The sequence below is a fragment of the Pedobacter sp. MC2016-14 genome (assembly GCF_020991475.1).
Classification (GTDB): domain Bacteria; phylum Bacteroidota; class Bacteroidia; order Sphingobacteriales; family Sphingobacteriaceae; genus Pedobacter.
On the sequence record NZ_JAJMPA010000001.1, the window covers coordinates 873,350 to 897,465 of the forward strand.

General features: G+C 42.0%; 22 protein-coding genes. 15 read left to right on the plus strand and 7 right to left on the minus strand.

Features of this window, described 5'->3' with window-relative positions; all coding sequences use genetic code 11:
- Nucleotides 1-10 precede the first annotated feature (10 nt).
- The 6 genes from lpxD to LPB86_RS03685 all read left to right on the plus strand — a co-directional run bounded on the left by lpxD (nucleotide 11) and on the right by LPB86_RS03685 (nucleotide 5,296).
- Nucleotides 11-1,099 carry a UDP-3-O-(3-hydroxymyristoyl)glucosamine N-acyltransferase gene (lpxD, locus tag LPB86_RS03660; protein WP_230641186.1) on the plus strand — a complete coding sequence of 363 codons (1,089 nt, stop codon included), beginning with the start codon at nucleotides 11-13 and terminating at the stop codon, nucleotides 1,097-1,099.
- Complete coding sequence (locus LPB86_RS03665; RefSeq protein WP_230641187.1) at nucleotides 1,089-2,501, plus strand: bifunctional UDP-3-O-[3-hydroxymyristoyl] N-acetylglucosamine deacetylase/3-hydroxyacyl-ACP dehydratase; 1,413 nt, start codon at nucleotides 1,089-1,091, stop codon at nucleotides 2,499-2,501. Before lpxD ends, LPB86_RS03665 begins: the two co-directional genes overlap by 11 nt.
- Nucleotides 2,498-3,283, plus strand: a complete 786-nt coding sequence (lpxA, locus tag LPB86_RS03670; protein ID WP_230641188.1) for an acyl-ACP--UDP-N-acetylglucosamine O-acyltransferase — start codon at nucleotides 2,498-2,500, stop codon at nucleotides 3,281-3,283. The genes LPB86_RS03665 and lpxA overlap by 4 nt, the downstream gene beginning before the upstream one ends.
- A 6-nt stretch (nucleotides 3,284-3,289) precedes the next feature.
- Entirely contained in the window at nucleotides 3,290-3,913 is a 624-nt protein-coding gene (locus tag LPB86_RS03675; protein WP_230641189.1) for an ATP-binding cassette domain-containing protein, read from the plus strand.
- A 157-nt stretch (nucleotides 3,914-4,070) separates the two neighbouring features.
- A complete protein-coding gene (gene efp / locus LPB86_RS03680; protein ID WP_230641190.1) occupies nucleotides 4,071-4,631 on the plus strand; it encodes an elongation factor P in 561 nt (186 codons plus the stop codon).
- An 83-nt stretch (nucleotides 4,632-4,714) separates the two neighbouring features.
- Nucleotides 4,715-5,296, plus strand: coding sequence for a 5-formyltetrahydrofolate cyclo-ligase (locus tag LPB86_RS03685; RefSeq protein WP_230641191.1), 582 nt, complete (start codon nucleotides 4,715-4,717; stop codon nucleotides 5,294-5,296).
- Here the strand turns inward: LPB86_RS03685 and LPB86_RS03690 are convergent.
- Complete coding sequence (locus tag LPB86_RS03690) at nucleotides 5,263-6,033, minus strand: exodeoxyribonuclease III (protein ID WP_230641192.1); 771 nt, start codon at nucleotides 6,031-6,033, stop codon at nucleotides 5,263-5,265. The genes LPB86_RS03685 and LPB86_RS03690 overlap by 34 nt on opposite strands.
- A gap of 119 nt (nucleotides 6,034-6,152) precedes the next feature.
- Here LPB86_RS03690 and LPB86_RS03695 point away from each other — a divergent pair, with 119 nt between their 5' ends.
- The 9 genes from LPB86_RS03695 to LPB86_RS03735 all read left to right on the plus strand — a co-directional run bounded on the left by LPB86_RS03695 (nucleotide 6,153) and on the right by LPB86_RS03735 (nucleotide 11,304).
- Nucleotides 6,153-6,551, plus strand: a complete 399-nt coding sequence (locus tag LPB86_RS03695) for a hypothetical protein (protein ID WP_230641193.1) — start codon at nucleotides 6,153-6,155, stop codon at nucleotides 6,549-6,551.
- An 85-nt stretch (nucleotides 6,552-6,636) separates the two neighbouring features.
- A complete protein-coding gene (locus tag LPB86_RS03700; RefSeq protein ID WP_230641194.1) occupies nucleotides 6,637-7,083 on the plus strand; it encodes a heavy-metal-associated domain-containing protein in 447 nt (148 codons plus the stop codon).
- Nucleotides 7,084-7,085: 2 nt separating this feature from the next.
- Nucleotides 7,086-7,892 carry a hypothetical protein gene (locus LPB86_RS03705; RefSeq protein ID WP_230641195.1) on the plus strand — a complete coding sequence of 269 codons (807 nt, stop codon included), beginning with the start codon at nucleotides 7,086-7,088 and terminating at the stop codon, nucleotides 7,890-7,892.
- A gap of 9 nt (nucleotides 7,893-7,901) precedes the next feature.
- Nucleotides 7,902-8,408, plus strand: coding sequence for a DUF3347 domain-containing protein (locus LPB86_RS03710; protein WP_230641196.1), 507 nt, complete (start codon nucleotides 7,902-7,904; stop codon nucleotides 8,406-8,408).
- 70 nt (nucleotides 8,409-8,478) lie between these two features.
- A complete protein-coding gene (locus LPB86_RS03715; protein WP_230641197.1) occupies nucleotides 8,479-9,051 on the plus strand; it encodes a YceI family protein in 573 nt (190 codons plus the stop codon).
- 74 nt (nucleotides 9,052-9,125) lie between these two features.
- Nucleotides 9,126-9,956 carry a 4,5-DOPA dioxygenase extradiol gene (ygiD, locus tag LPB86_RS03720; protein ID WP_370632795.1) on the plus strand — a complete coding sequence of 277 codons (831 nt, stop codon included), beginning with the start codon at nucleotides 9,126-9,128 and terminating at the stop codon, nucleotides 9,954-9,956.
- A 144-nt stretch (nucleotides 9,957-10,100) separates the two neighbouring features.
- Nucleotides 10,101-10,733 (plus strand): peroxiredoxin, encoded by a 633-nt coding sequence (locus LPB86_RS03725; RefSeq protein ID WP_230641198.1) that lies wholly within the window; start codon nucleotides 10,101-10,103, stop codon nucleotides 10,731-10,733.
- A gap of 14 nt (nucleotides 10,734-10,747) precedes the next feature.
- Nucleotides 10,748-11,056: a co-chaperone YbbN gene (locus LPB86_RS03730; protein WP_230641199.1), complete on the plus strand. Its 309-nt coding sequence runs from the start codon at nucleotides 10,748-10,750 to the stop codon at nucleotides 11,054-11,056.
- Complete coding sequence (locus LPB86_RS03735) at nucleotides 11,056-11,304, plus strand: hypothetical protein (protein ID WP_230641200.1); 249 nt, start codon at nucleotides 11,056-11,058, stop codon at nucleotides 11,302-11,304. The genes LPB86_RS03730 and LPB86_RS03735 overlap by 1 nt, the downstream gene beginning before the upstream one ends.
- Before the next feature lie 60 nt (nucleotides 11,305-11,364).
- On the opposite strand, the gene LPB86_RS03740 is transcribed toward LPB86_RS03735, so the two are convergent.
- From LPB86_RS03740 to LPB86_RS03765, 6 genes are all read right to left on the minus strand, one after another.
- Nucleotides 11,365-13,716 carry a GH92 family glycosyl hydrolase gene (locus tag LPB86_RS03740; RefSeq protein ID WP_230641201.1) on the minus strand — a complete coding sequence of 784 codons (2,352 nt, stop codon included), beginning with the start codon at nucleotides 13,714-13,716 and terminating at the stop codon, nucleotides 11,365-11,367.
- 31 nt (nucleotides 13,717-13,747) lie between these two features.
- Nucleotides 13,748-16,900: a glycoside hydrolase family 2 TIM barrel-domain containing protein gene (locus tag LPB86_RS03745; RefSeq protein WP_230641202.1), complete on the minus strand. Its 3,153-nt coding sequence runs from the start codon at nucleotides 16,898-16,900 to the stop codon at nucleotides 13,748-13,750.
- Between the two features lie 94 nt (nucleotides 16,901-16,994).
- A complete protein-coding gene (locus tag LPB86_RS03750) occupies nucleotides 16,995-18,428 on the minus strand; it encodes a RagB/SusD family nutrient uptake outer membrane protein (RefSeq protein ID WP_230641203.1) in 1,434 nt (477 codons plus the stop codon).
- Between the two features lie 19 nt (nucleotides 18,429-18,447).
- Nucleotides 18,448-21,969 carry a TonB-dependent receptor gene (locus tag LPB86_RS03755; protein ID WP_230641204.1) on the minus strand — a complete coding sequence of 1,174 codons (3,522 nt, stop codon included), beginning with the start codon at nucleotides 21,967-21,969 and terminating at the stop codon, nucleotides 18,448-18,450.
- A 118-nt stretch (nucleotides 21,970-22,087) separates the two neighbouring features.
- Nucleotides 22,088-23,335 carry a FecR family protein gene (locus LPB86_RS03760; protein ID WP_230641205.1) on the minus strand — a complete coding sequence of 416 codons (1,248 nt, stop codon included), beginning with the start codon at nucleotides 23,333-23,335 and terminating at the stop codon, nucleotides 22,088-22,090.
- A gap of 106 nt (nucleotides 23,336-23,441) precedes the next feature.
- The gene (locus LPB86_RS03765; protein WP_230641206.1) at nucleotides 23,442-24,059 is read right to left on the minus strand and encodes an RNA polymerase sigma factor; all 618 of its coding nucleotides are present in this window, start codon (nucleotides 24,057-24,059) and stop codon (nucleotides 23,442-23,444) included.
- Between the last annotated feature and the right edge of the window lie 57 nt (nucleotides 24,060-24,116).

Here is a 24,116-nt window from a genome sequence, read left to right on the forward strand (position 1 = left end):
ACTTTGTAAGATGCAATTTACTGCCAAGCAGATAGGCGAACTTTTAAGCGGCACGATAGAAGGTGACGAAAACGTTCAGGTAGCAGAGCTCTCTAAAATAGAAGATGGGAAATCTGGTTCGTTATGTTTTTTGTCTAATCCGAAATACGAAAATTTCCTGTACTCTACACAGGCATCAGTAGTAATCGTAGGCGCTGATTTTAAACCTACACAACCATATACCTGTACCTTAATTAAGGTTGCAGATCCTTACAGCGCCTTTTCTGTACTGCTGGAAAAATACAACGAGGTATTGAACCAGGAAAATGGGCAAACGGGAATAGACCCGGGCAGCTTTGTTCATCCTTCTGCCAAAGTTGGTAAAAACGTATTTATAGGGGCTTTCAGTTACATTGCTGAAAATGCAGTTATAGGTGACGGCAGCAAGATCCACCCGCAAGTATATGTAGGCAAAAATGCAGTAATTGGAAAGAATTGTTTGCTCTATCCAGGCGTTAAAATACAATCCCGGACAATTTTAGGAGATAGAATCATTATCCATTCTAATACCGTAATTGGTAGTGATGGTTTTGGTTTCGCCCCGCAAAAAGATGGTACGTATTCAAAGATCGCACAGATTGGTAATGTAGTCATTGAAGATGACGTTGAAATTGGATCTAATGCCTCTATAGACAGGGCAACGATGGGCTCTACCTTTATCCGTAAAGGTGTTAAGCTTGACAATTTAATTCAAATTGCACATAATGTTGAGGTGGGTGAGCATACTGTTGTGGCAGCTCAAACAGGAATTTCCGGAAGTACCAAACTTGGTGGAAACTCGGTAATTGGTGGCCAGGTTGGTATTGCGGGTCACCTTTCTTTGGCTAAGGGTACACAAATTGGTGCCCAGGCAGGAATTAATTTTAATACCACAGACGAGAATAAGCAGTGGCATGGAACGCCGGCTCAGCCATTGAGGGACTGGATGCGTGCAAATGTGATCTTTAAACAGTTACCCGGCGTAGAAAAGAGGATTGCTAAACTTGAAGCAACGATTTCAAAGCTGTCCGAAATAATTGAAAATAATAATATCTCTATTTTAAACAAGAATGAACGTTAAACAAAAGACCATAAAATCTGAGGTTTCAGTGCAGGGTGTAGGCTTACATACCGGTGCAAACGTTACCTTAACCTTTTGCCCCGCACCAGAAAATCATGGCTTTAAGTTTCAAAGAACAGATTTACCCGGACAGCCGATTGTTGAAGCAGATTGCGACAATGTAACAGATACTGCCAGAGGAACCACCATTACTCAAAATGGGGCTAGTGTAAGTACTGTAGAGCATGTGATGGCTTCTTTGGTTGGGATGGACCTGGATAACGTGTTGCTAAAACTGGATGGCCCTGAAACGCCGATTATGGATGGAAGTGCTATTCAATTTCTGGAAGCGCTGGAGGGCGTTGGTGTTGTACAACAATCTATAGACAGGGAATATTTTCAGATTCCACATAACATTACCTATACCGAGTCAGACAGAAAAGTAGAAATTGTAGCCATGCCTTTAGATGACTACAGGTTTACCTGTATGATTGACTATAATTCTCCTGTTTTAGGAAGTCAGCATGCCGGAATTTCCAGTATTGCTGAATTTAAAAAAGAGATTGCATCTTGCCGTACCTTCTGTTTCCTTCATGAACTGGAGTATCAATTGCAAAATAACCTGATTAAAGGAGGTGATTTAAACAATGCCATTGTTATTGTAGATAAAGAGGTAACGAGAGAGGAACTGGACCACCTGGCTAAGATCTTTAAAAGAAATGCCATTGACGTTGCTCCTCAGGGGATCCTAAACAATATGGAGCTCAGGTACCAAAATGAACCGGCAAGGCATAAATTGCTGGATATGATTGGTGATTTGGCCTTGGTTGGGATGCACCTAAAAGGGCATATCATGGCCGCCAGACCTGGACATGCAGCAAACGTTGCTTTTGCGAAGAAGATTAAAGCAGCAATTAAAAAAGAAAAGAATAAGAAAGTGCAGCCAGTATATGATCCAGCAGCTAAGCCGCTGTACGATATTGTCCAGATTATGGACATTTTGCCCCACAGACAGCCATTTTTATTCATCGATAAAATTCTTGAACTTTCTAAAACCCATGTTGTGGGCGTAAAGAACGTAACGATGAACGAAGAATTTTTTAAAGGACATTTTCCTGGCGCACCAGTCCTTCCTGGCGTAATTCAAATTGAGGCCATGGCACAAACGGGCGGCATTTTGGTGCTAAGCACTGTTCCTGACCCAAGAAATTACCTCACTTACTTTCTTAAAATAGATAAAGTGCGGTTCAGGGCGCAGGTATTGCCTGGTGATACCATTGTGTTCAGATGCGATTTGATGGAGCCAATCCGCAGAGGCATCGCACAAATGAAAGGTGTAGGCATGGTGGGAGAGAAAATTGTTGTTGAAGCCGAAATGATGGCTCAGATTAGTAAAGTAAAAGAAAACGAAACCACAGTATGATACAACCTCTAGCATATATACATCCTCAGGCAAAGATAGCCGATAATGTTGTTATTGAGCCTTTTGCGGTGATACATAAAGATGTTGAAATAGGTGAAGGTACCTGGATCGGCTCCAATGTTGTGATCATGGATGGTGCAAGAATTGGAAAGAACTGCAGGGTTTTCCCAGGTTCTGTTATTTCTGGTATTCCGCAAGACTTAAAGTTTGCCGGAGAGGTAACTACCGCCGAAATTGGTGATAACACCACCATCAGGGAGTGCGTAACCATCAACAGAGGTACAAAAGATAAATGGAAAACAGTAATTGGAAGCAATTGTCTAATTCAGGCTTATTCTCACATTGCACACGATTGTGAAGTAGGCGATTACTGTATTTTTTCTAACAGCACTACACTTGCGGGCCACATCACCATTGGTAATTATGTGGTGCTTGCGGGGCTTGTGGCTATTCACCAATTTGTCAAAGTAGGTTCTCATGCTTTTGTAACTGGTGGTTCACTCGTACGGAAAGACGTTCCGCCTTACGTAAAGGCCGCCAGAGAGCCGCTTTCTTACGCGGGCATCAATTCTGTAGGTTTGCGCAGAAGAGGCTTTACATCCGAGAAAATCAACGAAATTCAGGAAATCTACAGGGTGTTGTTTGTGAAGCACAATAACGTAACCAAAGCATTGGATATGATTGAAGCAGAATTTGCCCCAACGGAAATCCGTGATGAGATTGTTGACTTTATCAGAAATTCTAACCGTGGTGTGATGAAGGGCTTCGGTTCTGGAAGCTAAACAAATATGCGGATTGACTTAGATGGTGCAGGAAGGCGGTTTAACCAGGAATGGATATTCCGCAATTTAAGCTATCAGTTTCTTTCCGGACAAAAATATGCCATTTTAGGTCCTAATGGTTCGGGGAAATCTACTTTGCTGAGTTTGATTCTTGGCAATTTATCCCCATCCGAAGGTAAAGTTACCTACCATAACATAAATAAGGAGCAGCAAATCGCTGCAGAACAGATTTATAAAAGCATCAGTTTTGCTGCTCCTTATCTCGATTTGATTGAAGATTTTACCCTTCAGGAAATCATCAGCTTTCATTTTAAATTTAAAAACTACCACAAGGGGATAGACGAAAAAAGTCTTCCCGCATTACTCGGACTGGCAAAGTCGCAAGACAAAGCCTTAAAGTATTTCTCGTCCGGGATGAAACAGCGTGTTAAACTGGCGCTTGCCTGTTGTACCGACAGCCAGATCCTGCTTTTGGATGAACCCGCTTCCAATCTGGATGTACAGGGAATGGCCTGGTATCATGAGTTAATTCAAAATTTTACGGCAAACAAAATTGTAATTGTAGGCTCAAATCAGGAAGCCGAGTACGCTTTTTGCAACGAAATTGTTAACATTCTGGATTACAAATAAGTTAAATATTTGTTAAATTTTGGCCAAAATCGCCTTAAAATGCCCCTTGAGGCCCTGTGTAAAAATTTTTTAAAATATCTATTGCGTAGTATGTAAAATGTTTTTACCTTTGCGGCACGAAAAGAGGGTAAAACATTCCACCCAAATTTTAAATAAAATGGCAAAGGCATCAGATATAAAAAGTGGTAACGTGCTCCGGTTTAACGGAGAACTGGTACAGGTAGAAGAGTTCCTGCACCGCACCCCTGGAAATTTGAGGGCTTTTTACCAGGCCAGAATGCGAAATGTAAAAACCGGTAAATTGGTAGAATACAGATTTCGTGTAGATGAAGAGGTAGAGATTTGCCGTGTTGAAACAAATGATTACCAATATCTTTATGAAGATGGAGATGCGCTGGTAGTGATGGATAATGCTTCATTTGAGCAATTTAACATACCAAAACTATTGTTTGGTAAAAGTTTAAGGTTCTTAAAAGAAGGAATGAATGTAATTATAGCATTTGAAAGTGACGAGCCGATTATGGCCCAAACACCTTCTCATGTCGAATTAGAAATTACGTACTCTGAGCCTGCTGTTAAAGGCGACACCTCTACAAATGCATTGAAATATGCAACTTTAGAGACCGGAGTAGAAATTAAAGTCCCTATGTTTATCAACCAGGGCGATAGGGTTAAGGTTGATACACGTACAGGCGACTATGTAGAAAGAATAAAATAAAAATTTCATAGTTTAGTTTTAGGTTTAGGTTGATTGTGGCTTCGGAGTGGTTCCCGAAGCCATCTTTTTTTATCTTTGTTTTGATGAATAAAGCAGAAATCAGAAAAGCAGCTATTCTGGAGCGTAAAAAACTTACCCCAGAGCAGGTAGAGACCTTGAGCATCCAAATTCGAAACCAGTTTGCAACGCTTGATTTTTCTGCGGTTAACGTTATTCACCTATTTCTTCCAATCCTGGAAAAAAATGAACCGGATACCTTTTTAATCGTAGATTGGCTCAAAGAAAACCATCCTCACATAAAAATTATTATTCCGCGAGCCAATTTTGGCAACTCACTGATGACCCATCATGCTTTTACTTCAAAAGAAGATTTAAAAAAGAACGAATATGGTATTCCAGAGCCCTTTCCGGTCGATGTTCATATTGGTAAAATCGACATGGTGTTGGTTCCTATGCTCGCATTTGATCTCCATGGATACAGAGTAGGTTATGGTAAAGGGTTTTACGACCGCTTTTTACAGGGATTGGACGCAAAAAAGGTAGGTTTAAATTTTTTTGAGGCGCAAAATCAGATCAGCAATGTAGATGAATACGATGTAAGGCTAGATCTGTGTATTACGCCACAAAAGATTTATGCATTCAGTTCCAACAATACCGGACAATGATCTGAATGAATGGCATCGGGTAAAATGGTTACGTTTTTCAATTTGTCAAGCATCGGCAAGGTAGCCAAGTGGTAATCGATGCGCCAACCCAGGTTTTTACCTCTTGATCCCGCTCTAAAGCTCCACCAGGTATAATGGTGCGGGTCTTTGTTAAAATGCCTGAAGGTATCTATAAATCCGCTGTTCAAGAACAATTGCATCCATTCACGTTCTTCTGGCAGGAAGCCAGATGAGTTGGCGTTGGATTTTGGATTATGAATGTCAATGGCAGTATGGCAAATATTATAATCGCCAGAAATGATCAGGTTTGGTATTTCCTTGCGGAGTTCCTGGATATAGCCTTCAAAAAAACACATAAATTCATACTTTTTAGCCTGTCTTTCCTCTCCTGACGATCCAGATGGAAGATATACACTCATCAGTGAGAAATTGTCAAAATCAGCCCTTAAAATCCTTCCTTCTTTGTCTATCCATTCTTCTCCACACCCATATTCCACATGATTGGGCTTTAATTTGGTTAATATAGCTACACCGCTATATCCCTTTTTTTCGGCCGGGAACCAATAATGGTGATATCCCAGCTGTTCAATCAGGTTAAGTACATCGGGAATTTGCGAAGGAAGCGCTTTTACTTCCTGCATACATACCATGTCTGGGTCGGTACTTTGCAGCCAGCCGAAGAGGTTTTTGGTTGATGCAGAGCGGATGCCGTTTACATTGTAAGAGATGATTTTCATTGCTTTTTTTGCGCTAAGTTAGCTGAATTCTATTTGTAAAAAAATACAAAATCGCCCATCATGCCACCCCTTAGGCGCATGTTTGGATTTAATAAAATTTTATAACTACATTTGTATCAATGAAACTTCGTCAAAAAATAGCACTTGGATTGTGCGCCTTTTACCTGGTAAGCGTAATTGGCGTTGCATTAAGCCTGCACTTTTGCGGAGGAAAATTAGCGTCCATCCATTTTACAGAAACAGCCAAGTGCAAAATTTGTAAAACGGATACTAAAATGGGCAAAAACAGCGGCTGCTGCAAAAACACGGATGTGAGTGCAAAAGTTACAGATAGCCACGAATCTGGCTTCAAGGTAAATTTGCCAAAAGATTTCAGTGTTAAATTGTTTTTAAGCCCTATTCTGGCAGAGGTTGCCCAGAAAATGTTGCCCCATTTCTTTGGCAGGATGGAAAATAAGGCCCCGCCCTTGTCTGCCCGGATTTCCCTTCACTTATACAACTGCGTTTTCAGAAATTAAACCAGGAATGTTTTATTTGCTACCGTCAGGGCTTCAGTCCTGAGGGTTTACTGTATTTAAAATTTATCCACCTAAAATTTCAATCATGAAAACGATTAAAAACATTCTGTTTATTACCCTATTATTTTTTAGTGCTAGTGCTTCTGCACAGCAAATTTCTACTGCTGAACTGCAGGTTGATGGCTTAACTTGTTCTATGTGCTCCCGCGCCACCGAAACAGCCTTGCGTTCACTGGATTTTGTTGAAGATGTAACACCTGATCTCAATAAAAACCTGTTCATTCTGAAGTTTAAAAAGGGAGATGTTAACCCGGAGCTGCTTAAGAAAAAAGTAGAGGATGCCGGTTTTTCTGTAGGTACACTTTCTGCCGTCCTTAACTTTAAACAAACTACACTGGATGCAGAAGGAAAGGCCACCGTTAGTGGTTTTACATACCAGTTTACCAATGGTAAAAGTAAGGTCCTGGACGGCCCGGTTAAAGCTACGCTGGTGAATGCCAAAAACATGAATGTTTATCAACTGAGCATTTAAGCATGAAGAAGATCAGCTTATTAATCCTGCTCCTTTTTTTAGGGGCAGGACAGCTTGTGGCGCAAGAACTTTATGTGTTTTCAGAACCTGCCAGTAATATGCCGGCCAAGTCAGTTGGGATACGCATGACCAATGAAGGCATTTTCAATCCTAACGGCATGAACAGGACCATTCCTGAAGTTATGGTAGGCTTCAATAAAAACCTGATGCTTCATGCACAGGGCTTCTTTTCCAATATGGACGATACGTACAGACTGGAAGGCGGAAGTTTATATGGCAAGTATCGTTTCTATTCCAAAGACGGGAACCATAAACACCTTAGGGCCGCTGCTTTTGCCAGGGCAAGTACCAGTAAAAGGACCGTGCATACCGAAGATATTAACCTGGAGGGCGACAACAGTGGCGCTCAGGCGGGCATCGTTGTTACCCAGCTTCTGCATAAACTGGCCCTTTCCGGAACGTTAAGTTATACCAAGGCCTTTGATGTAAAGGCTATTGATATGCCCGGCATGCCGCAACCAGATCAAATGCTGGGCTACGGTCTGTCTTCCGGGTATTTGTTATTGCCTTTTGTATACAAGAACTACAATCAGCCAAACCTTAACCTTTATTTCGAGGTGTTGGGTAAAACAAATCCAGAAAATGGGCGGTCGTATGTAGACTTGGCCCCGGCAGCACAGGTAATCATCAACAGCCGGACCCGGATTGATTTGGGTTATCGCTTTCAGCTGGCAGGAAATATGCCGGGCAGGTACAACAAAAACATGTACCTGATCCGTGCAGAATTTAACTTTTTTAACATTTTATAATTTACAATCATGAATAAGCTTATTGTATGTTCCCTATTATTTTTAGGTCTTTTTTTTCAAAAAGCCACCGCTCAGGATAAGGTTTCTGTAGCGTTTAACAATAGCCTTAAAAAATATTATGTATTAAAGAATGCGCTGGCAACAGATAAGGCAGAGCTTGCACAGCAAGCTGCAATAGCGCTTCAGCAAGCGGTTAAAGAGGTGCCTCATAAAGGCTTTAAAGATGATGCGCAACACCAGCTTTGGATGGAAGAATCGGCGGTTATTCTTGCGCAATCAGCAGATTTGGCAAAGAGCAGCGATTTGAAAAGTCAGCGTAAAAGCTTTGAGGGCATAAGCCAGTCGTTTATCAAGGTAACGCAGCAACTCGCTTTAAACCTTAATGTTGCTTATCTTCAATATTGTCCAATGGGCAAATTTAGCTGGTTAAATGAGGTTAAAGACATTCAGAACCCATATTATGGCAGCATGATGTACGATTGTGGTACCGTTAAAAGCACAATAGCCGGGAAATAAGAATTTCCTATCATAGATCAAGATGGGGGAATTTATTCATCAGTAAATTTGCTGTATAAAACATATGAAGATGAAAAAGATATTTTTATTTTTTGTTGCCTTGTCTATCAGCGCAGCATCATTCGCACAAACAAAGTGGTCTGTAGATCCAATGCATTCATTCGTTAACTTTGAAGTTAAACACATGGGCATTTCATTCGTAAATGGATCGTTCAAGAAATTTGAAGGTACCATTGATGCGGCTAAAACAGATTTAACAGACGCTAAAATTAACTTTACGGTAGATGTAAACAGCATCAACACTGATGTGGATATGCGTAACAATCACTTGAAGTCTGATGATTTTTTCAATGCAGAAAAATATCCAACAATGACTTTTGTAGGTTCTTCTTTCAAAAAACTGAAAGGAAACACTTATGAGCTGTCTGGGAAACTGACCATTCGTGATGTAACTAAAGATGTAAAATTTGCAGTTGTATTTGGTGGAACAGCTAAAGACCAACAGTCTAATACAAAAGCAGGTTTTAATGCCACAACAACCATCAATAGGTTAGATTATAACATCAAATACGATCCAACTGGAATGGGTGTTGCAAAAGAAGTTAAAATTACCTTAAACCTGGAATTTACCCAGGCTAAATAAGAACAGGGTTTTAAACAGCATTAAGGGGTTGTATGAGTGTTTAAAGCTTGTGCAACCCTTTTTTAATAATACAGATGATGGCAAACTTATCGGAGATTAAAAATTTAACGGCAACCCTTTCTGATGAGGGCGTATTGATGCCGGTGTTTTTTATTGGTCACGGCTCGCCTATGAATGGTATAGAAGACAATGAATTTAGCCGCAATTGGGCCGAAATTGGTCGTACTGTACCTGTTCCAAAAGCTGTAATTGTGGTTTCTGCCCACTGGTTTACCAGGGGCACCAGGGTTACGGCAATGGATTTTCCACCCACTATTCATGATTTCGGAGGCTTCCCACAGGCTTTATTTGATGCGCAATATCCCGCTCCGGGTAATCCGGAACTGGCTACGGAAACCGCTGAACTGATCAAGAGCGCAGCAGTGGCTTTAGATCACGACTGGGGCCTTGACCATGGTGCATGGACGGTGTTAAAACACATGTTCCCTGATGCAAATGTTCCGGTTTTACAGCTCAGCATGGACTACACCAAATCGTCCCAGGCACATTATGAGCTGGCCAAAGAACTGTATGCCCTGCGTAAAAAAGGGGTGTTGATTTTAGGCAGTGGAAATATGGTGCATAACCTGAGGATGCTAAACTGGGAGATGATTAATGGTGGGGGCTATGATTGGGCGCTGGACATCAATGAGCAGTTTAAAAATTCTATCCTAAACCACCAGCACCAGGCTTTAATTGGATGGGAAGGCCTGGGTAAAGCCGCCGCGCTGGCCATTCCAACGCCAGAACATTATTTACCTTTGTTGTATACCTTAGGCTTACAAAATGCGAAGGAAGAGGTTAGTATCTTCAGTGACAAAGCGGTAGGCGGTTCTTTAACCATGACCTCTGTTCGTATAGGATAGTTAAAATCTACATGAGACCCATGAGTATATAGTATTTGTCTATAAGGGCATCAATATTAAGTATTCAGATTACGCTTTCGGACGTTGGTAATCATTTCTTATAGCCGTATCTTTGCCTTAGAAAAAATTTAAAAACATATAATTATGGCTATAGTAGGTAGAAAGTTTCCTAGCGTTAACATCGATGCGATGTCTGAAATGGGTGATGATTTGAAAATTAACATTTTTGAAGAGGCAGTTAACAAAAACAGCAAAGTATTGTTATTCTGGTACCCTAAAGATTTCACTTTTGTTTGCCCTACGGAATTACATGCTTTCCAGGCAGCGTTACCTGAATTTGAAAAAAGAAATACCATTGTTATCGGTGCATCTTGCGATACCAACGAAGTTCATTTTGCATGGTTAAACACGCCAAAAGACAATGGTGGTATTGAAGGCGTAACCTATCCAATTCTGGCAGATACACACAGACATTTATCTGGCCTTTTGGGTATTCTTGATCAGGAAGTTGAATATGATGAAGAAGGAAACGAGTCATTCTCTGGTTCAAATGTTTCTTTCAGGGCTACTTATTTGGTTGACGAAACCGGAAAAGTGTTCCACGAAAGTGTAAACGATATGCCATTGGGTAGAAATGTAAAAGAATATTTACGCCTTATTGATGCTTACACACATGTTCAAACTCATGGTGAAGTATGCCCTGCAAACTGGGAAGAAGGTAAAGAAGCAATGAACGCCAACAGAACTGGTGTTGCTGAATACCTAAGTTCAAACTAATTTAAACTTACGTTATGTTTTTAGAATTAACAGAAGATAATCTTCATCAATACGTTGCTGATCACAACAAAGTAATGGTTCAATACGCCGCTTCATGGTGTGGAAACTGTAGAATTATGAAGCCAAAGTTTAAGAAACTGGCTGCAGAAAATGAAGATGTTGTTTTCGTAATCGTGGATGCTGAGAAACTTCCGGATTCGCGAAAACTGGCAAATGTAGATAACCTGCCAACCTTTGCTGCCTTTGAAGGCGGCGCACTGGTAGACCAGGTTCAAACCAATAAGGCAGAAGTGTTAAGTGAATTATTTGATAAAATAAAATAATGAAGATCCCGGTTATCAGACAGCTGTTTCAAAACAATACTCCAGAAGACCTGGAAACAACGTTGGGCGTTTTAGAAGCGTTTTGCGAGTTCAGGGGAGTACATGAAGAAGAGGTGGATGTAGTAGGAGAATTGATCACTAACATCTGCGGCGCACTTGAAGTTCATGCCAATGTAAATGCCGGTGCATTAGAAAAAGATGCCCTGAATGCGTTTGCACAAAAGGTAATGGGTTCAATTGACAAATAACTTTATTCTTTAAAAGTAGAAAAGGCCGTATCAAATAAAAATGATGCGGCCTTTCTCTGTTTAAGGCTTTATTTCTTCCGGCTGATCATCAGGTCTTGCGCCCCAATTCAGGTTTGGCTCATCTTGTAAAAAGATTTCTATCCTGCCGCCCTTCATCAGTTTTTCGTAAGTAAGGTAGTTTTTCTCGTATACTTTACCATTCCATTTTACAGCATAAATATAACCTGAGCTTTTACTTTTTTTACGGGTTAGCAGCTTCAATGTTTTGGCTCCCGGTAAAGCAATGGTGGTGCTTTTAAATAAGGGTGCGGTAAGGATATAATTGTTAGATACCGGATCCAGCGGATAAAAACCCATCGCGGCAAATACATACCAGGCCGACATTTGCCCTGCATCGTCATTACCGCTTAAACCACCGGGGCCGTCGCTATACTCATCGGCCAGGATCTCTTTTACCCTAAGCTGGGTTTTCCAGGCTGCTGCGGTATAATTGTACATAAATGGAATTTGGTGGCCGGGTTCATTTCCGTGCCAGTATTCTCCGCCATTAAACAAGGTATCCAGGGCAGCTTCCAATGCCTTTCTTCCACCCATTAAATTAGCCAGTCCCTGCACGTCCTGTGGCACGTAAAAGGTGTATTGCTGTGGAGTGCCTTCCGTGATGTAAGGCTCCTTTGTATGGCCTCTAAATGGCGCATACCAGGTTTTATCTATATAACGTCCGCGCATCATGTTTACGGCAGGGTCAAATACATTTCTGTAATTCTGGCCCCGTTTCCATAAAGTTTCATAATCAGCGGTCTTGCCAAGCCCTTTGGCAACCACGGCAAGGGCGTAGTCGTTATACGCATATTCAAGTGTTCTGCTTACCTGCTCTTTTTTATGGAAGGCTTCAGGAACGCTGTCTTCCATGGGGATGTAGCCATATTTTAAATAGCTGTCCAGCGCCCTTCTTCCCTTCCCGTTAACATAATCTTCTTTGCCCGGCATATCAAAGGCATTTTGGCGCATCAGCTGATAGGCCGAATTGATGTCGTAACCACGGATACCCTTGGTATAGGCCGAGGCAATAAACGAGGTGCCGTGATCGCCCACCATAGCAGCAGTATAGCTGTTCCAGCAGGGAAAAATTGGCAGCCATCCTCCTTGTTCTCCTTTAATGACCATAGATTGCACCGCATCGCTGATTAAACCAGGACGCAAGAGCTCAAATAAAGGGAGTTGTGCCCTGTAAATGTCCCACATGGAAAAATCATCGTAATAATTGCCTTTGGCCAGCTTTTTCAGCTGATAATTTCCTGAAAACCGGGGATAGGTGCCATCCGCATCATTAAATAAGCGCGGATGCTGCATAGTATGGTACAGGGCCGTGTAAAAAATCCGTTTGTCTTTTACAACGTCGGTTTCTACTTTTACCTGGCTCAATGCTTTTTGCCATACCTGTTTGTTCCTGGCGGTTAATGCAGCAAAATCCCAGTCCTTTATTTCAGCTTCCAGGTTCCTTTTGGCGCCTTCAAGGCTACTAAACGAGGTGCCAATCCTAATGCAGACCACAGCCCCTTTGTTTAGCTTAAAGCCAAGGTAAGCACCAATGTCTTTTCTGTTTTCAATCAGGCTTGCCCCAAAAACCTTGTCTTCGCTAAAGGTGCCGCCTGTAGCCGCCTGCTGTTCAAACTTGAGGTAAAAATAACCACTAAAGCCTGCAGGTTTACCCCAGCCCTGATAGATGCGGTGCGCAGGGTTATATCCCCATACTTCTCCGGTTTTTGTATCCACCTGTATATACCCTTTATTCTGGTCGCTGTTGGGCATAATCAGCACATACAAACTGTCACTGCGCTGTGCTGTAAACTGCATCATTCCGGAGCGTAGCGTGGCGGTAAATTCTGCATCCAGCTCATAAGCCGGCAGTGTAACCTTGTAATAATTGGGCGCAGTGGTTTCCTGCTGATGCGAAAACGGAGTGCCGTAGCCCGCAGGTGTAGTTTTCAATTTGCCCATCATAGGCATAATGGTAAAACTTCCATAATCCTGCGTACAGGAGCCACTTAACCAATGCGTGGCCCTAAAGCCAGTAAGCACATTATCCTTATAAAAATAGGGGGGCTGGCATTTCGTTTCCGACTGCCGGGTTTGTGGTGTAAACTGTGTCATCCCAAAAGGTAAGCCCACAGCAGGAATGGTGTTGGCGTTTAGCTCCGTTCCGTCACCATGTTTTAGAGAGGCGGCCGTTGTGCTTGCAGCAGTACCTGCCAGTGGCTGTACATAGCCCACTACATCCTGCGCCTTTAAAGAAACAAGACCCGGTACAAATACCGGGCTTGTTAAACAAATCAAAAAAAACAGGAAAATCCTTTGGGTAGCAGCAGAAAATAAAGCCAGCATGAAGCGTTTATGTAAGCTGTTTTTCATCCTTATATAGTTTATTGTTCAATTGTGATTATTATTTGGTTCCAGGTTCGTCCTGCTTTGTTGTTGGCAATGCAGTTTGCGCAACAGCCTTCAACATGAACGAGAAATTGTATTGTGAAGCATTTAACACATATTCCTTATGCACACGTGGCGTCCAGCTGTCGTCTCCTCCAAGTCCCATTTGCATGGCGTCTATGTGGATATAGGTTTTATCTCCCCGGTATAAAAAATGTGAAGTTTTAGCCCTATTTAAGGCTTGCTGTGCATAGTCCTGCACATTTATATTTAGCAGCGGCAGGCCTGTTACCACTAGTTCCATCCCATTGTTGTTGGAGATCTTCATCCAGCGTACATCCGTTTTATTTCCGGTTTCTTGTGGCATCACAAAAGGAAAATGTTGATCGGCCACCAGGCCCTCATACACACCCGGAAAAGCAGACTCTTTACGGTCGGCATAACTTTCAAATGGGCCATTACCAAACCATTTAAGGTTGGTATAAGAAGAAGGTACTGCAAATTGTACGCCTGCCCTTGCCAGCGGAGGTGTTTGTGCATTAATGTTAAATTGATTGTCCACTTTTACTTCCCCATTGCCATAAATGGTGTAGGTAACTTTGTAATCAATATGGCCCTGTTTTAGCGGTATAGAACTTTTGATATGTACCGCTATAGCATCCTTGCTAATGCGTTGTGTTTTTATTTCACCTGGGATTACCATTATGGAATCTAAACCAGCATTGCGCCAGCGTTGTGCATAGCTTTTATGCTTTCCCCCCTCGTCATTATCCGTAGGGACACGCCAAAATTCAGGGCTTAACTTACCCGCAAGCAATTCCTGGTCCTCATGTTTGAATGAGGTTAATGTGCCTGCTGTTTTGTCGAAGCCCACACTAAAATCCTTCCCAAGGATGGAGATGGAAGCTGCATTCTCTTGTAAAGTTACAGCCGGGTTAGTTGCTGTATTTGGAGTTATTTTTACCGCGATGGGCAGGTTCAGTTGCTCAGATGCAATTTCAAAGTTCTTCGCTGCCCATAATGTTGCTTCCTTAAGGCGGAAGCAGAATCTTAAATGGTATTCTTTGCCGCTTTTTGTCAATGCAAGGTTATAGGGTATAATCAGCTCAGCAGATTCCTGAGGATTGATGTTCAATTGATCTATCTGGCCATTTTGTATCGGCAGCCCGTCTTCCAAAAGCGACCAGTATAAAGTTACATCACTCAAGTTTCTAAAGTAAAAACCGTTGTTGATGCTAACTGTGCCGCGGCCAAAGTCCACCGCTTTCACGTTTATTTCCTGAAACACCTTTTTGGCTTCATTAATTTCAGGTTGAGGCCTGCGGTCTGGGTTTACCAGTCCATCATTTACGTTAGCACTGTCTATATGGTTGATAATATTCCAGTATTCCCGGCCATTTTTGTCTTTACTCCTTATGGCTTGATCCGCCCAATCCCAGGTAAATCCACCTTGAAGGCGAGGGTGTTTGTAAAACAAATCCCAATAGTGCCTAAAATCGCCTAATCCGTTACCCATGGAATGTGCATATTCACAAATAATCACCGGTCTGGTGGTATCCTGCCGCATAAATTTTATAATTTCGGTGGTATCCGGATACATCATCGAAATGATATCGTAACGGTTCAGCATCCTCACATTTGGCGTTCTGCTTTCATAATGTATAGGGCGGGTGTTGTCAATTTGTTTAATTGCGGCATACATGCTGTCAAAATTAGGCCCCCAGCCAGATTCGTTCCCCATAGACCAAAAGATGATGCAGGGGTGGTTCTTATCCCTTTGCACCATTGCCGTTCCACGCTCAACAAATGCTTTTTGCCATTCCGGCTTTTCTGCCAGGTAAATTTTGGCCCGTGTCCACAAGCCATGACTTTCTACATTGGCCTCATCCATTACATATAGACCATATTGGTCGCACAACTCATACCATTCTGTGGCATTTGGGTAATGACAGGTGCGCACCGCGTTAATGTTATGCTGTTTCATCAGCTCAATATCCCTAATCATGGATGCCCTGCTAATGTGCCTGCCAGTGTACATGTCGAATTCGTGCCGGTTTACCCCTTTAATCTTTATGGCTTTGCCGTTTACGAGTAACAAGCCATTCGTAATTTCCACTTTCCGGAAGCCTATTTTAGCCGCAATGGCTTCCATTACTTCCCCTTCAGAACTCAATAGCTCCAGAACTATAGTATAGAGATTTGGGGTTTCTGCTGTCCATTTGGCCGGATCAAAGATTTTTTCCCTGAAATTTATTTTTAGCTCTCCGGTAGGGGAAATTGAAGCGGTATTTTGTGTTTTTGAGTAAATGATTTTCTTGTCTGCATCCTGCAGGCTTACCTTCAGCTTAAAGGGACCACTTGTTTTACGTCCATAGTTGTGCAGGTTTATGTTCAGGTCAAGCGCAGCATCTTTGTAAACTGCGTCTAAATCAGATTTTATATGGTAATCCCTGATGTGTACATTGGGCGTAGCAAACAAATATACATCGCGGAATATTCCACTAAGGCGCCAGAAATCCTGATCTTCAAGGTAACTTCCGTCGCTCCAGTTAATTACTTCGGCAGCGAGTGTGTTTTCTCCCTTTTGCAAATACGGCGTAATGTTAAATTCGGCAGGCGTCATTCCATCTTCATGGTAGCCTAATTTTTTGCCGTTTATCCATACATACAAGGCAGATTGCGCAGCGGCAAAATGCAGAAAGACCTGCTTACCTTTCCAGCCTTCGGCAATATGGAATGTTGTTTTGTATAAACCAGTGGCATTGGTGTCTATTTTTGGCACCAGGGGAGGCGTTGCAGGAAAAGGATATTGGATATTGGTGAAAATTGGCCGGTCATAACGTCCATCCATCTGCCAGTTTCCCGGAACATAAATATGATCCCAGTCCTTTGTGTTAAAATTGTTGTCAGAAAAGCCTGCAGGAACCAAAAGCGGTGTTTTACACCATTTAAATTTCCAGGTTCCATTTAAGGACTGAAACAGTTGAGAGGCATTTTTATTAAAAGACAGTGCTGTTTCTGCAGAGCTAAATGGCAATAGTGTGCTGTGCGGAGCTTGGGTATTAATTTGTGTAACCGCCGGGTTTTCCCAATCATATTGTTGACCATACAGCGTCTCATAGCCCAATGCAAGCAGGATGACCAACAAATATTTAAAATTAAGTTTCATGCAAAATAGATTATTTGGTCACCAAATTGGGGTGTAAGAAATATAAAAACCTATCCTGTTAATTTGTAATGTAACAGGATAGGTTAAATCGTAATTAATATCCTGGATTTGGTGTTAATCTAGTATTTAAGGTCAGCTCCCTTCTTGGAATTGGATACAAGGCCATTGTAGAAACTACATTGGCAATACTGCCGCTTGGTGGCGTATACGTATTTCTATAGGCCGTCATTACCTGCACAAAAGTACCCCATCTTATCAAATCAAACCATCTCTCGCCTTCAAAGCAGAGTTCAACACGTCTTTCGTTTCGGATTGCGGTACGGGCAGGCCCTTGTAGCAGCCCAAGTCTAGGAAGTAAACCAGCACGCGCACGCACTAAATTCAACTGCGTAAGTGCCTCAGTCGTTTTGCCATTTTCGTTCAATACCTCTGCATACATCAACAGTACATCTCCATAACGCAGTACCGGCCAGTCGTTATCTCCTTCATTGCCTGCCGCAACAGTAGCATAGGTAAACTTTTTAGCGTAGTAATAAGTAAACGTACCAGAGGTAAATACGCCAATGGCAGTATTTAAGCGCAAATCTCCTGCTTCAAAAGCATTATATAAATCTGGTGTGCCAATGTTGTTACTGCCACCGCTTACATTGATGATTGTTGTGCCCGAAGTTTGCGGTACAAAACCACTGGCAAAAGTATTTCCTTCACCAAAACCACCCCCTAAGTACTGTACAGAAAAGATTATTTCACGGTTATTGTCTTTTCCTTGTCCAAAGGCTTGGTCGTAAGGCAATAGGGTACCAGCTGTAGAAGCTACCGCTGCCAGTGTGCTTTCGGCCAGGCCAAGTTTATTTTCATACATGTACACTTTGCCCAATAGTGCATTGGCGGCAATGCTGGTTGCCCGCCCAATATCGTTTCCGGTGTAAGATGGAGGTAAAACCAAAGCGGCTTCTGTAAGGTCTTTTTCTATTTGTGCATATACATCGGCAGCAGGCGTTCTAAGGTAGGTATAGGCTTGCTCTTCAGAAGTCAATTCAGTAAGTATAAGCGGTACACCACCAAACATCCGCACCAGATTAAAATAAGACAAGGCGCGCAAAAACTTAGCCTGTCCAGTATAACTGTTGCGGGCAGCTTGTGTCATAGGCGGTGTATTTACATGTCCCAAAACAATATTGGCATAGGCTATAGTGGCATAATACCTGCTCCATGCATCCTGTATCTTCGTTGATGTCGAATTCCAGTTTAGTTTGTCCATCTCTCCATAGTTCACCTCACTCTCGCTAAAAGATTGTGTATTGTCTGAAGGGACTTCACCAAAGCCGTAAAACTCATTGTAGGTTGGCCTTAAGCTACTGTAGGTTCCGTTTAACGCTGTTCTGATGTCAATTTCAGTGTTGTAATAACTGGTTACCGGAACAATTCCTTTTGGGGTTAAATCTGTGAATGATTTTTTGCATGCTGGTAGTACCAGTGCAACGGCAGCTACAGTTAGGCCGTTTATGATTAATTTTTTAATATTCATCTTCGTTATATTAAAGCTGTTAAAATCCAAAATTTACACCTACTATAATTGTGCGTGCTGCAGGGTATGAGCCCTGGTCTACGCCCGGAGTAATGGGGTTGCTGCCACTTACGTTCGCTTCCGGGTTATAGCCGCTATATTTTGTAATTAAGAAAGGATTTTGTGCAGTTAAATACACCCTTGCAGATTTTATAGCAATCTTTTTAAGCACATCATCATTTAAACGATACCCAAGGGTAATGTTTCTTACCCTCAAATACGAACCATTTTCAACATCTTTCTGCACCAAAGCATTACCAGGGTTAACGCTGCTTCCTGAATTTGGAATTGGATAATCTACATCACGGTTAGGCTGTGCAGGATCAAAGTAATTATTGAAATACTTATAAATGGTATTTTGGTTATTGTTTCCGGAAATGAGCTGTCTGTAATTACCATTAATGATATTTACACCCTGAACACCCTGCATCAACACATTCAGATCAAAGTTTTTATACTGTAAAGAGTTGGTCAATCCATAAGTAAAATCAGGTAGTCCTTTTCCAATTACAGTAATATCATTGATGTCTATTTTACCATCACCATTTTGATCTTTTACCTTCCAGTCGCCCACTTTATTTCCAGCGGTTGTTTGTGGATTTGAAGCTAAGTCTGCGGCGTTTTTAAATACACCATCTACCGTGTATCCGTACATTAAGCCCAGCGGGTCGCCAACTTTAACCTGATAAACGTTGTTCCATCCGTTAATGGCGGCAACAGCAGGTAAAGAAGATGGGCCACCCAAATCCGTTACTTTGGTTTTGTAGGTAGAAAGGTTGGCATTCATGGTCCAGCGTACCTCACCAACATTAAAAGTGGTGGTAGCGGTAAATTCAAAACCTTTATTTTGCAAAGTACCCAGGTTGGCCTGATAGGTAGTGGCATAACCTACCACAAGCGGAAGTGCTTTATTCAGTAACATTCCTTTAGAGGTACGGGCAAAATAATCGGCCGTTAAAACCAGTGCATTGTTAAAAAATCCCAGATCAGTCCCCACGCTGATCTGGTCATTTTTTTCCCAGGTTAAATCTGGGTTTGCAAAACCGGTTTGTTGAGAACCGAAAATCCTTGTGCTTCCTGAAGCATAGTTTTTATTGAGGTTGATGGAGTTTAAATAGGTAAAGCTTCCAATATTTGCATTACCCGTCCTGCCATATCCACCTCGTAGTTTAAACTCATTTATTTTTACCTTTTCCAATAAGGGCTTAATAAACTCCTCTTCCGTTAAACGCCATCCCATAGAAAAGGAAGGAAATATTGCGGTACGGTTATTTGGTCCAAACCGTGATGAAGCATCCTGACGTACGGCAGCGGTAAACAGGTATTTTTTGTCGTAGTCATACGTTAAGCGGCCTGCGTAACTTACAAAGGTATTGGCATCAAACAATTCTGTCCCTACCGTATTTGGTGAGGCCAGCGGACTTTGAATTGCTGTAGTGATGAATGTTCCCGGGATACCCGCAGTATAGTTGATTTGCGAATCGTACTTTTGTGCAGAGAATAAACCCAATAAGTTAAAGTGGTGTTTACCTACCATTTTATCATAAGTAGCTGTATTTTCCCAAACCCAGTCAAAGCTATTTCTAACATTGTCTGATGCAAATATTGCGGCCAGCTGAGGGTTTGAATAAGATGCCGTAGGCGCCTGGCTAGCGGCCATTGTAGCCGGGATAAAACCATGGACCTGCTCGTTTTCAAGTGTAGCACCGATGTACGTTTTCAATTTCAGGTTTGGAATAACAGTATATTCCAAAAACGCATTGCTTAATGTACGGAATGCCCTTGAGCGGTTTATTGACTGACTTACAATTCCAACAGGGTTAAAAAAGTTAGTGGCAAAGAATACCGAGGTTGGTGACAGGTTAAATCCTAAGGCCCTGTCATAAGGTTGTGCAAAATCACCATTTTCACGATATACCGGAACAATTGGCTGAAAAGTAAGGGTCTGGTTTAAAGGGCTTGGTAAAGAAAGATCTGCAATTAAACCGGGTACACCTGTAATTAAATCTGCTGCATTGGCTCCTGCACCACTTGCCTGTCCAGATGAAGGTTGTCTGTGTTGTTCTGAAAAGGAAGGCGAAATAGAGAAACCTAATTTCAGGTTCTTGGCCAGGTCTGCATCAAGGTTTACTCTTGCAGTATAACGGCTGTAATCTGTACCAATGACCACACCTTGTTGTTTGAATATGCCTGCAGAGGTATTGAACCTTATTTTTTCGCTACCACCAGAAGCATTGATTTCAAAGTTATGCAATGGCGCAGTTCTAAAAATTTCCTGCTGCCAGTTTACATCAGGTAATGCAGAAGTGTTCCCATCCAATATAGAAGGATAAACCAGGTTCCGGATGCGGCTGATGTCTTTTACCAGCGTAATAAAATCGTCTTTTTTGAGGACATCATAAAAACGGTTCACTTCCTGGATCCCTGTATAGGCAGACACAGAAAAACCGGTTTTCCCGGACTTGCCTCTCTTTGTGGTTACCAATACAACCCCATTGGCTGCCCTGGAGCCATAAATGGCGGCAGATGCGGCATCTTTTAGTACTTCGATGGACTCTATATCATTCGGGTTAATTAAGGTAAAGTTAGCGGCTGCTTGAAGTGGATAACCATCTACTACATATAACGGATCATTGGAAGAGCTCAATGAGCTAACCCCGCGGACCCTGATGGTAGGCGCAGCACCTGGTTTTGCACCCTGATCAGATTGTACCTGCACACCGGCAGCTAAACCCGCAAGGGCTTCGCCCGCAGTACTTACGGGCTGGTTGGCAATGTTTTTTCCTTCTACACGGGTAATGGCTGCGGTAACCGTAGCCCTTGATTGGCGGCCGTAACCAACTACCACCAAATCGCTCAAAGTTTGACTTTGTTCTGCAAGTGTAACGGTAATGTTGGTTTTGCTGCCCACGGTAACTTCCTGTGTTACGTAGCCCACAAAGGTAAATACCAGTACAGCGCTTTCATCCGGAACCCTCAGCGTAAAAGCACCATTAGTATCAGACATTGCACCTGCAGTACTGCCCTTTACCTTAACGCTTACTCCTGGAATGGGCTGACCTTTGGCATCCAATACCTTTCCTGTAATGTTAATGGCCTGTGGCGCGGGCGCAACAGTTACCAGGCGTGTTTTTTGCTTAATGAGTACGGTATTGTCGCTGCCAAACAATATTTCTATAGGCTGGTTGGTAAAACATTGCTCCAATACTTTACCTAAAGCCATCTTATTAACTTTTAAGGTAATGGTGCTGTTTGTTTTAATGACGTCTGCATCGCAGATAAAGTTGTAGCCCGTTTGTTTGGTAATCTGGTTGAGTACTTCTTTAACAGGTGCGTTTTTAACATTAATGCTTACCTGCTGCCCATAACTGGAAGCATGTACCTGTAAAAGGTTAAGCATCAATAGCAGCATAGTGAGTTTCATTATGAGAATGAATTTTGGTGCGGTACCACGGGATGTTCCAGGAATTCCGCACTTAAGTGCAGTAAAAATTTTATACATTTGGTTAGATTAAAAATTATTAATTGTGTCAATTGGTTTTTTGATCCATAAGGCCTACAGGCCTTTATTGCCGGGGGTGGTCTCAAGCACTCCCGGTTTTTTTTGGATCTCCTGTGTGCTACTTTCTGCTTACAGTGATCCTCCTTCCTTCAACCTGGAAATCTACTTTTTCCATCAATTCTATATTTTTAAGTAAGTTGTCCAGGCTTTTTGATCTGGAGTAGTTCCCCAGAAAGTTAATGCCTTCCATGTTTCCTTTAAAGATGACCTCTACATCGTACCATCTGGAAATTTTTCTCATTACAGCCGTAATGTTTTCGTTGTTAAACACAAACAAACCGTTTTTCCAGGCCATTACTTCATCCAGGTCTACCGGATTTACTTTTACGGTATTTGATTTTAATACCGCCTGCTGACCGGGTATTAAAGTTTGTTTAACCAATGGTGCAGTCTCTGTCTTTTTACCTTTTCCTTGCATTGCAAGGGCTGCAATACGAACTGATCCTTCCAGTAAAGTGGTTTTACTTTCTGCCTCATCTGCATAAGAATTGATGTTAAAGTGTGTACCCAATACTTCAACCTGTTCTTTTTTGGTCACTACAATGAATGGTAAGCGTTTTCCTTTTTCTTTACCGTCTTTTATTTGAACCTTAGCAACCTCAAAATACGCTTCACCTTCCAAAAACACCTTTCTTTCGTTCCCTGTAAAGGCAGTAGGGTAGCTTAATGAAGAAGCAGAATTGAGGTAAATATGGGTGCCGTCTGGCAAGGTGAGGTGGTATTGACCGCCTTTAGGAATAGCAATGGTATTTACTTGGTTCTTTGCTGCCTGCTTTGTTGTTGCGGTACCAGCATAAATAAGCTGACCGTTTTTCAGCTTGCTGATGACAACGCCTTGCTGGTTTGATATTTCGCCACTTTTTGCATCGTCTAAAACTACACTTTTTCCATCTGCCAGGGTTAAGATGGCTTTATTGCTGCCAGGTAATATGTCGCTGGTTTTTGTTTGATGTACAGCAGAAGTGGTGCCTGGCTGAACTGGTTTTGGTCGGTTTGCCTGGTAAATTGCCAGTCCGGCAGCTAGCGTAATGAAAATTGCTGCAGCAGCACGAAGCCAGTTTTTTAACTTGGGCTTGCGGCGGATGTATTGGCTGATGATGCGGTTGTAAATTTGATCTGCTTTATTTTCAGAAAGGTCTTTGAGGTGTTGTAGCGGCTGTGCTTTCCATGTGCCGTCCAGTAAGCTGATAAAAATAGCTTCATTTTCGGGATCACTCAATAATACTTCTAACTCCCTTAATTCTTCTTCAGAACTGAGGTTATCAATGTATTGCTGATATAAGAAGATCAGTCTTGACGTTTTCATGGTTTATACTGGTTAAATAAAGGCTGCGGCTAAAATGCTGTTCCCCTTTTTTAATATAGACCCCCGGGAAAAAGGTTCGGAGTAGTCGGGATGAAAAAAAATGTAATTATTTTTTTTCGCTGATGATTTGCATCAAGATGATGAACATGGAAACATCGGTATTGTTGATGACATAGTTGCGTAAAAACCTGAGCGCATGTTGCATGTGTGTTTTTACGGTAAGCGGAGAAATGGAGAGCTTTTCTGCCACCTGGGCATATTGCAAACCTTCGTCCTTACAGAGGGTATACACCATTTTTTGCTGTGGTGGCAATAGGTTTATGGCTTCGGTAAGGATACGTTCGGTATCGTTAGAGATAATTCTGTCTTCCGTTTCATTGTGGTTCTCTGTCCAGGAATGGGAGAGCTCTTCATTTACCCTTACCTCAAGTTTCATCCGCCGAAGCAGTTTAAAGGTAATGTGTTTGGTAAGGGTCCGTAAATAAAACTCAAGGCTTTCTATCTCCTCGGCACTTTCGTGCTGCCAGATTTTCATAAATACATCATGCAGTATTTCCTCTGCCTGGCTTTCTGATTTTACAACTTTTAAAGCGTAGCTGTAGACCCGCTTTCTATGGTAATCAAATACCATACGAAAGGCAACTTCATCACCTTTTGAGATTTTGCTTAAAAGCAATTTCTCATCATATGATGGGATGCGATCTGCTACCCTTAATTTGTACATCAGGTTAATATTGGTTAAATCTACTTGGTAAATATAGTAGATTTAACCAAAAACTAT

Coding starts and splice junctions, on each gene's coding strand:
- lpxD (WP_230641186.1), top strand. CDS start 11: ATGCAATTTACTGCCAAGCAGATAGGCGAACTTTTAAGCGGCACGATA.
- LPB86_RS03665 (WP_230641187.1), top strand. CDS start 1,089: ATGAACGTTAAACAAAAGACCATAAAATCTGAGGTTTCAGTGCAGGGT.
- lpxA (WP_230641188.1), top strand. CDS start 2,498: ATGATACAACCTCTAGCATATATACATCCTCAGGCAAAGATAGCCGAT.
- LPB86_RS03675 (WP_230641189.1), top strand. CDS start 3,290: ATGCGGATTGACTTAGATGGTGCAGGAAGGCGGTTTAACCAGGAATGG.
- efp (WP_230641190.1), top strand. CDS start 4,071: ATGGCAAAGGCATCAGATATAAAAAGTGGTAACGTGCTCCGGTTTAAC.
- LPB86_RS03685 (WP_230641191.1), top strand. CDS start 4,715: ATGAATAAAGCAGAAATCAGAAAAGCAGCTATTCTGGAGCGTAAAAAA.
- LPB86_RS03690 (WP_230641192.1), bottom strand. CDS start 6,033: ATGAAAATCATCTCTTACAATGTAAACGGCATCCGCTCTGCATCAACC.
- LPB86_RS03695 (WP_230641193.1), top strand. CDS start 6,153: ATGAAACTTCGTCAAAAAATAGCACTTGGATTGTGCGCCTTTTACCTG.
- LPB86_RS03700 (WP_230641194.1), top strand. CDS start 6,637: ATGAAAACGATTAAAAACATTCTGTTTATTACCCTATTATTTTTTAGT.
- LPB86_RS03705 (WP_230641195.1), top strand. CDS start 7,086: ATGAAGAAGATCAGCTTATTAATCCTGCTCCTTTTTTTAGGGGCAGGA.
- LPB86_RS03710 (WP_230641196.1), top strand. CDS start 7,902: ATGAATAAGCTTATTGTATGTTCCCTATTATTTTTAGGTCTTTTTTTT.
- LPB86_RS03715 (WP_230641197.1), top strand. CDS start 8,479: ATGAAAAAGATATTTTTATTTTTTGTTGCCTTGTCTATCAGCGCAGCA.
- ygiD (WP_370632795.1), top strand. CDS start 9,126: ATGATGGCAAACTTATCGGAGATTAAAAATTTAACGGCAACCCTTTCT.
- LPB86_RS03725 (WP_230641198.1), top strand. CDS start 10,101: ATGGCTATAGTAGGTAGAAAGTTTCCTAGCGTTAACATCGATGCGATG.
- LPB86_RS03730 (WP_230641199.1), top strand. CDS start 10,748: ATGTTTTTAGAATTAACAGAAGATAATCTTCATCAATACGTTGCTGAT.
- LPB86_RS03735 (WP_230641200.1), top strand. CDS start 11,056: ATGAAGATCCCGGTTATCAGACAGCTGTTTCAAAACAATACTCCAGAA.
- LPB86_RS03740 (WP_230641201.1), bottom strand. CDS start 13,716: ATGAAAAACAGCTTACATAAACGCTTCATGCTGGCTTTATTTTCTGCT.
- LPB86_RS03745 (WP_230641202.1), bottom strand. CDS start 16,900: ATGAAACTTAATTTTAAATATTTGTTGGTCATCCTGCTTGCATTGGGC.
- LPB86_RS03750 (WP_230641203.1), bottom strand. CDS start 18,428: ATGAATATTAAAAAATTAATCATAAACGGCCTAACTGTAGCTGCCGTT.
- LPB86_RS03755 (WP_230641204.1), bottom strand. CDS start 21,969: ATGTATAAAATTTTTACTGCACTTAAGTGCGGAATTCCTGGAACATCC.
- LPB86_RS03760 (WP_230641205.1), bottom strand. CDS start 23,335: ATGAAAACGTCAAGACTGATCTTCTTATATCAGCAATACATTGATAAC.
- LPB86_RS03765 (WP_230641206.1), bottom strand. CDS start 24,059: ATGTACAAATTAAGGGTAGCAGATCGCATCCCATCATATGATGAGAAA.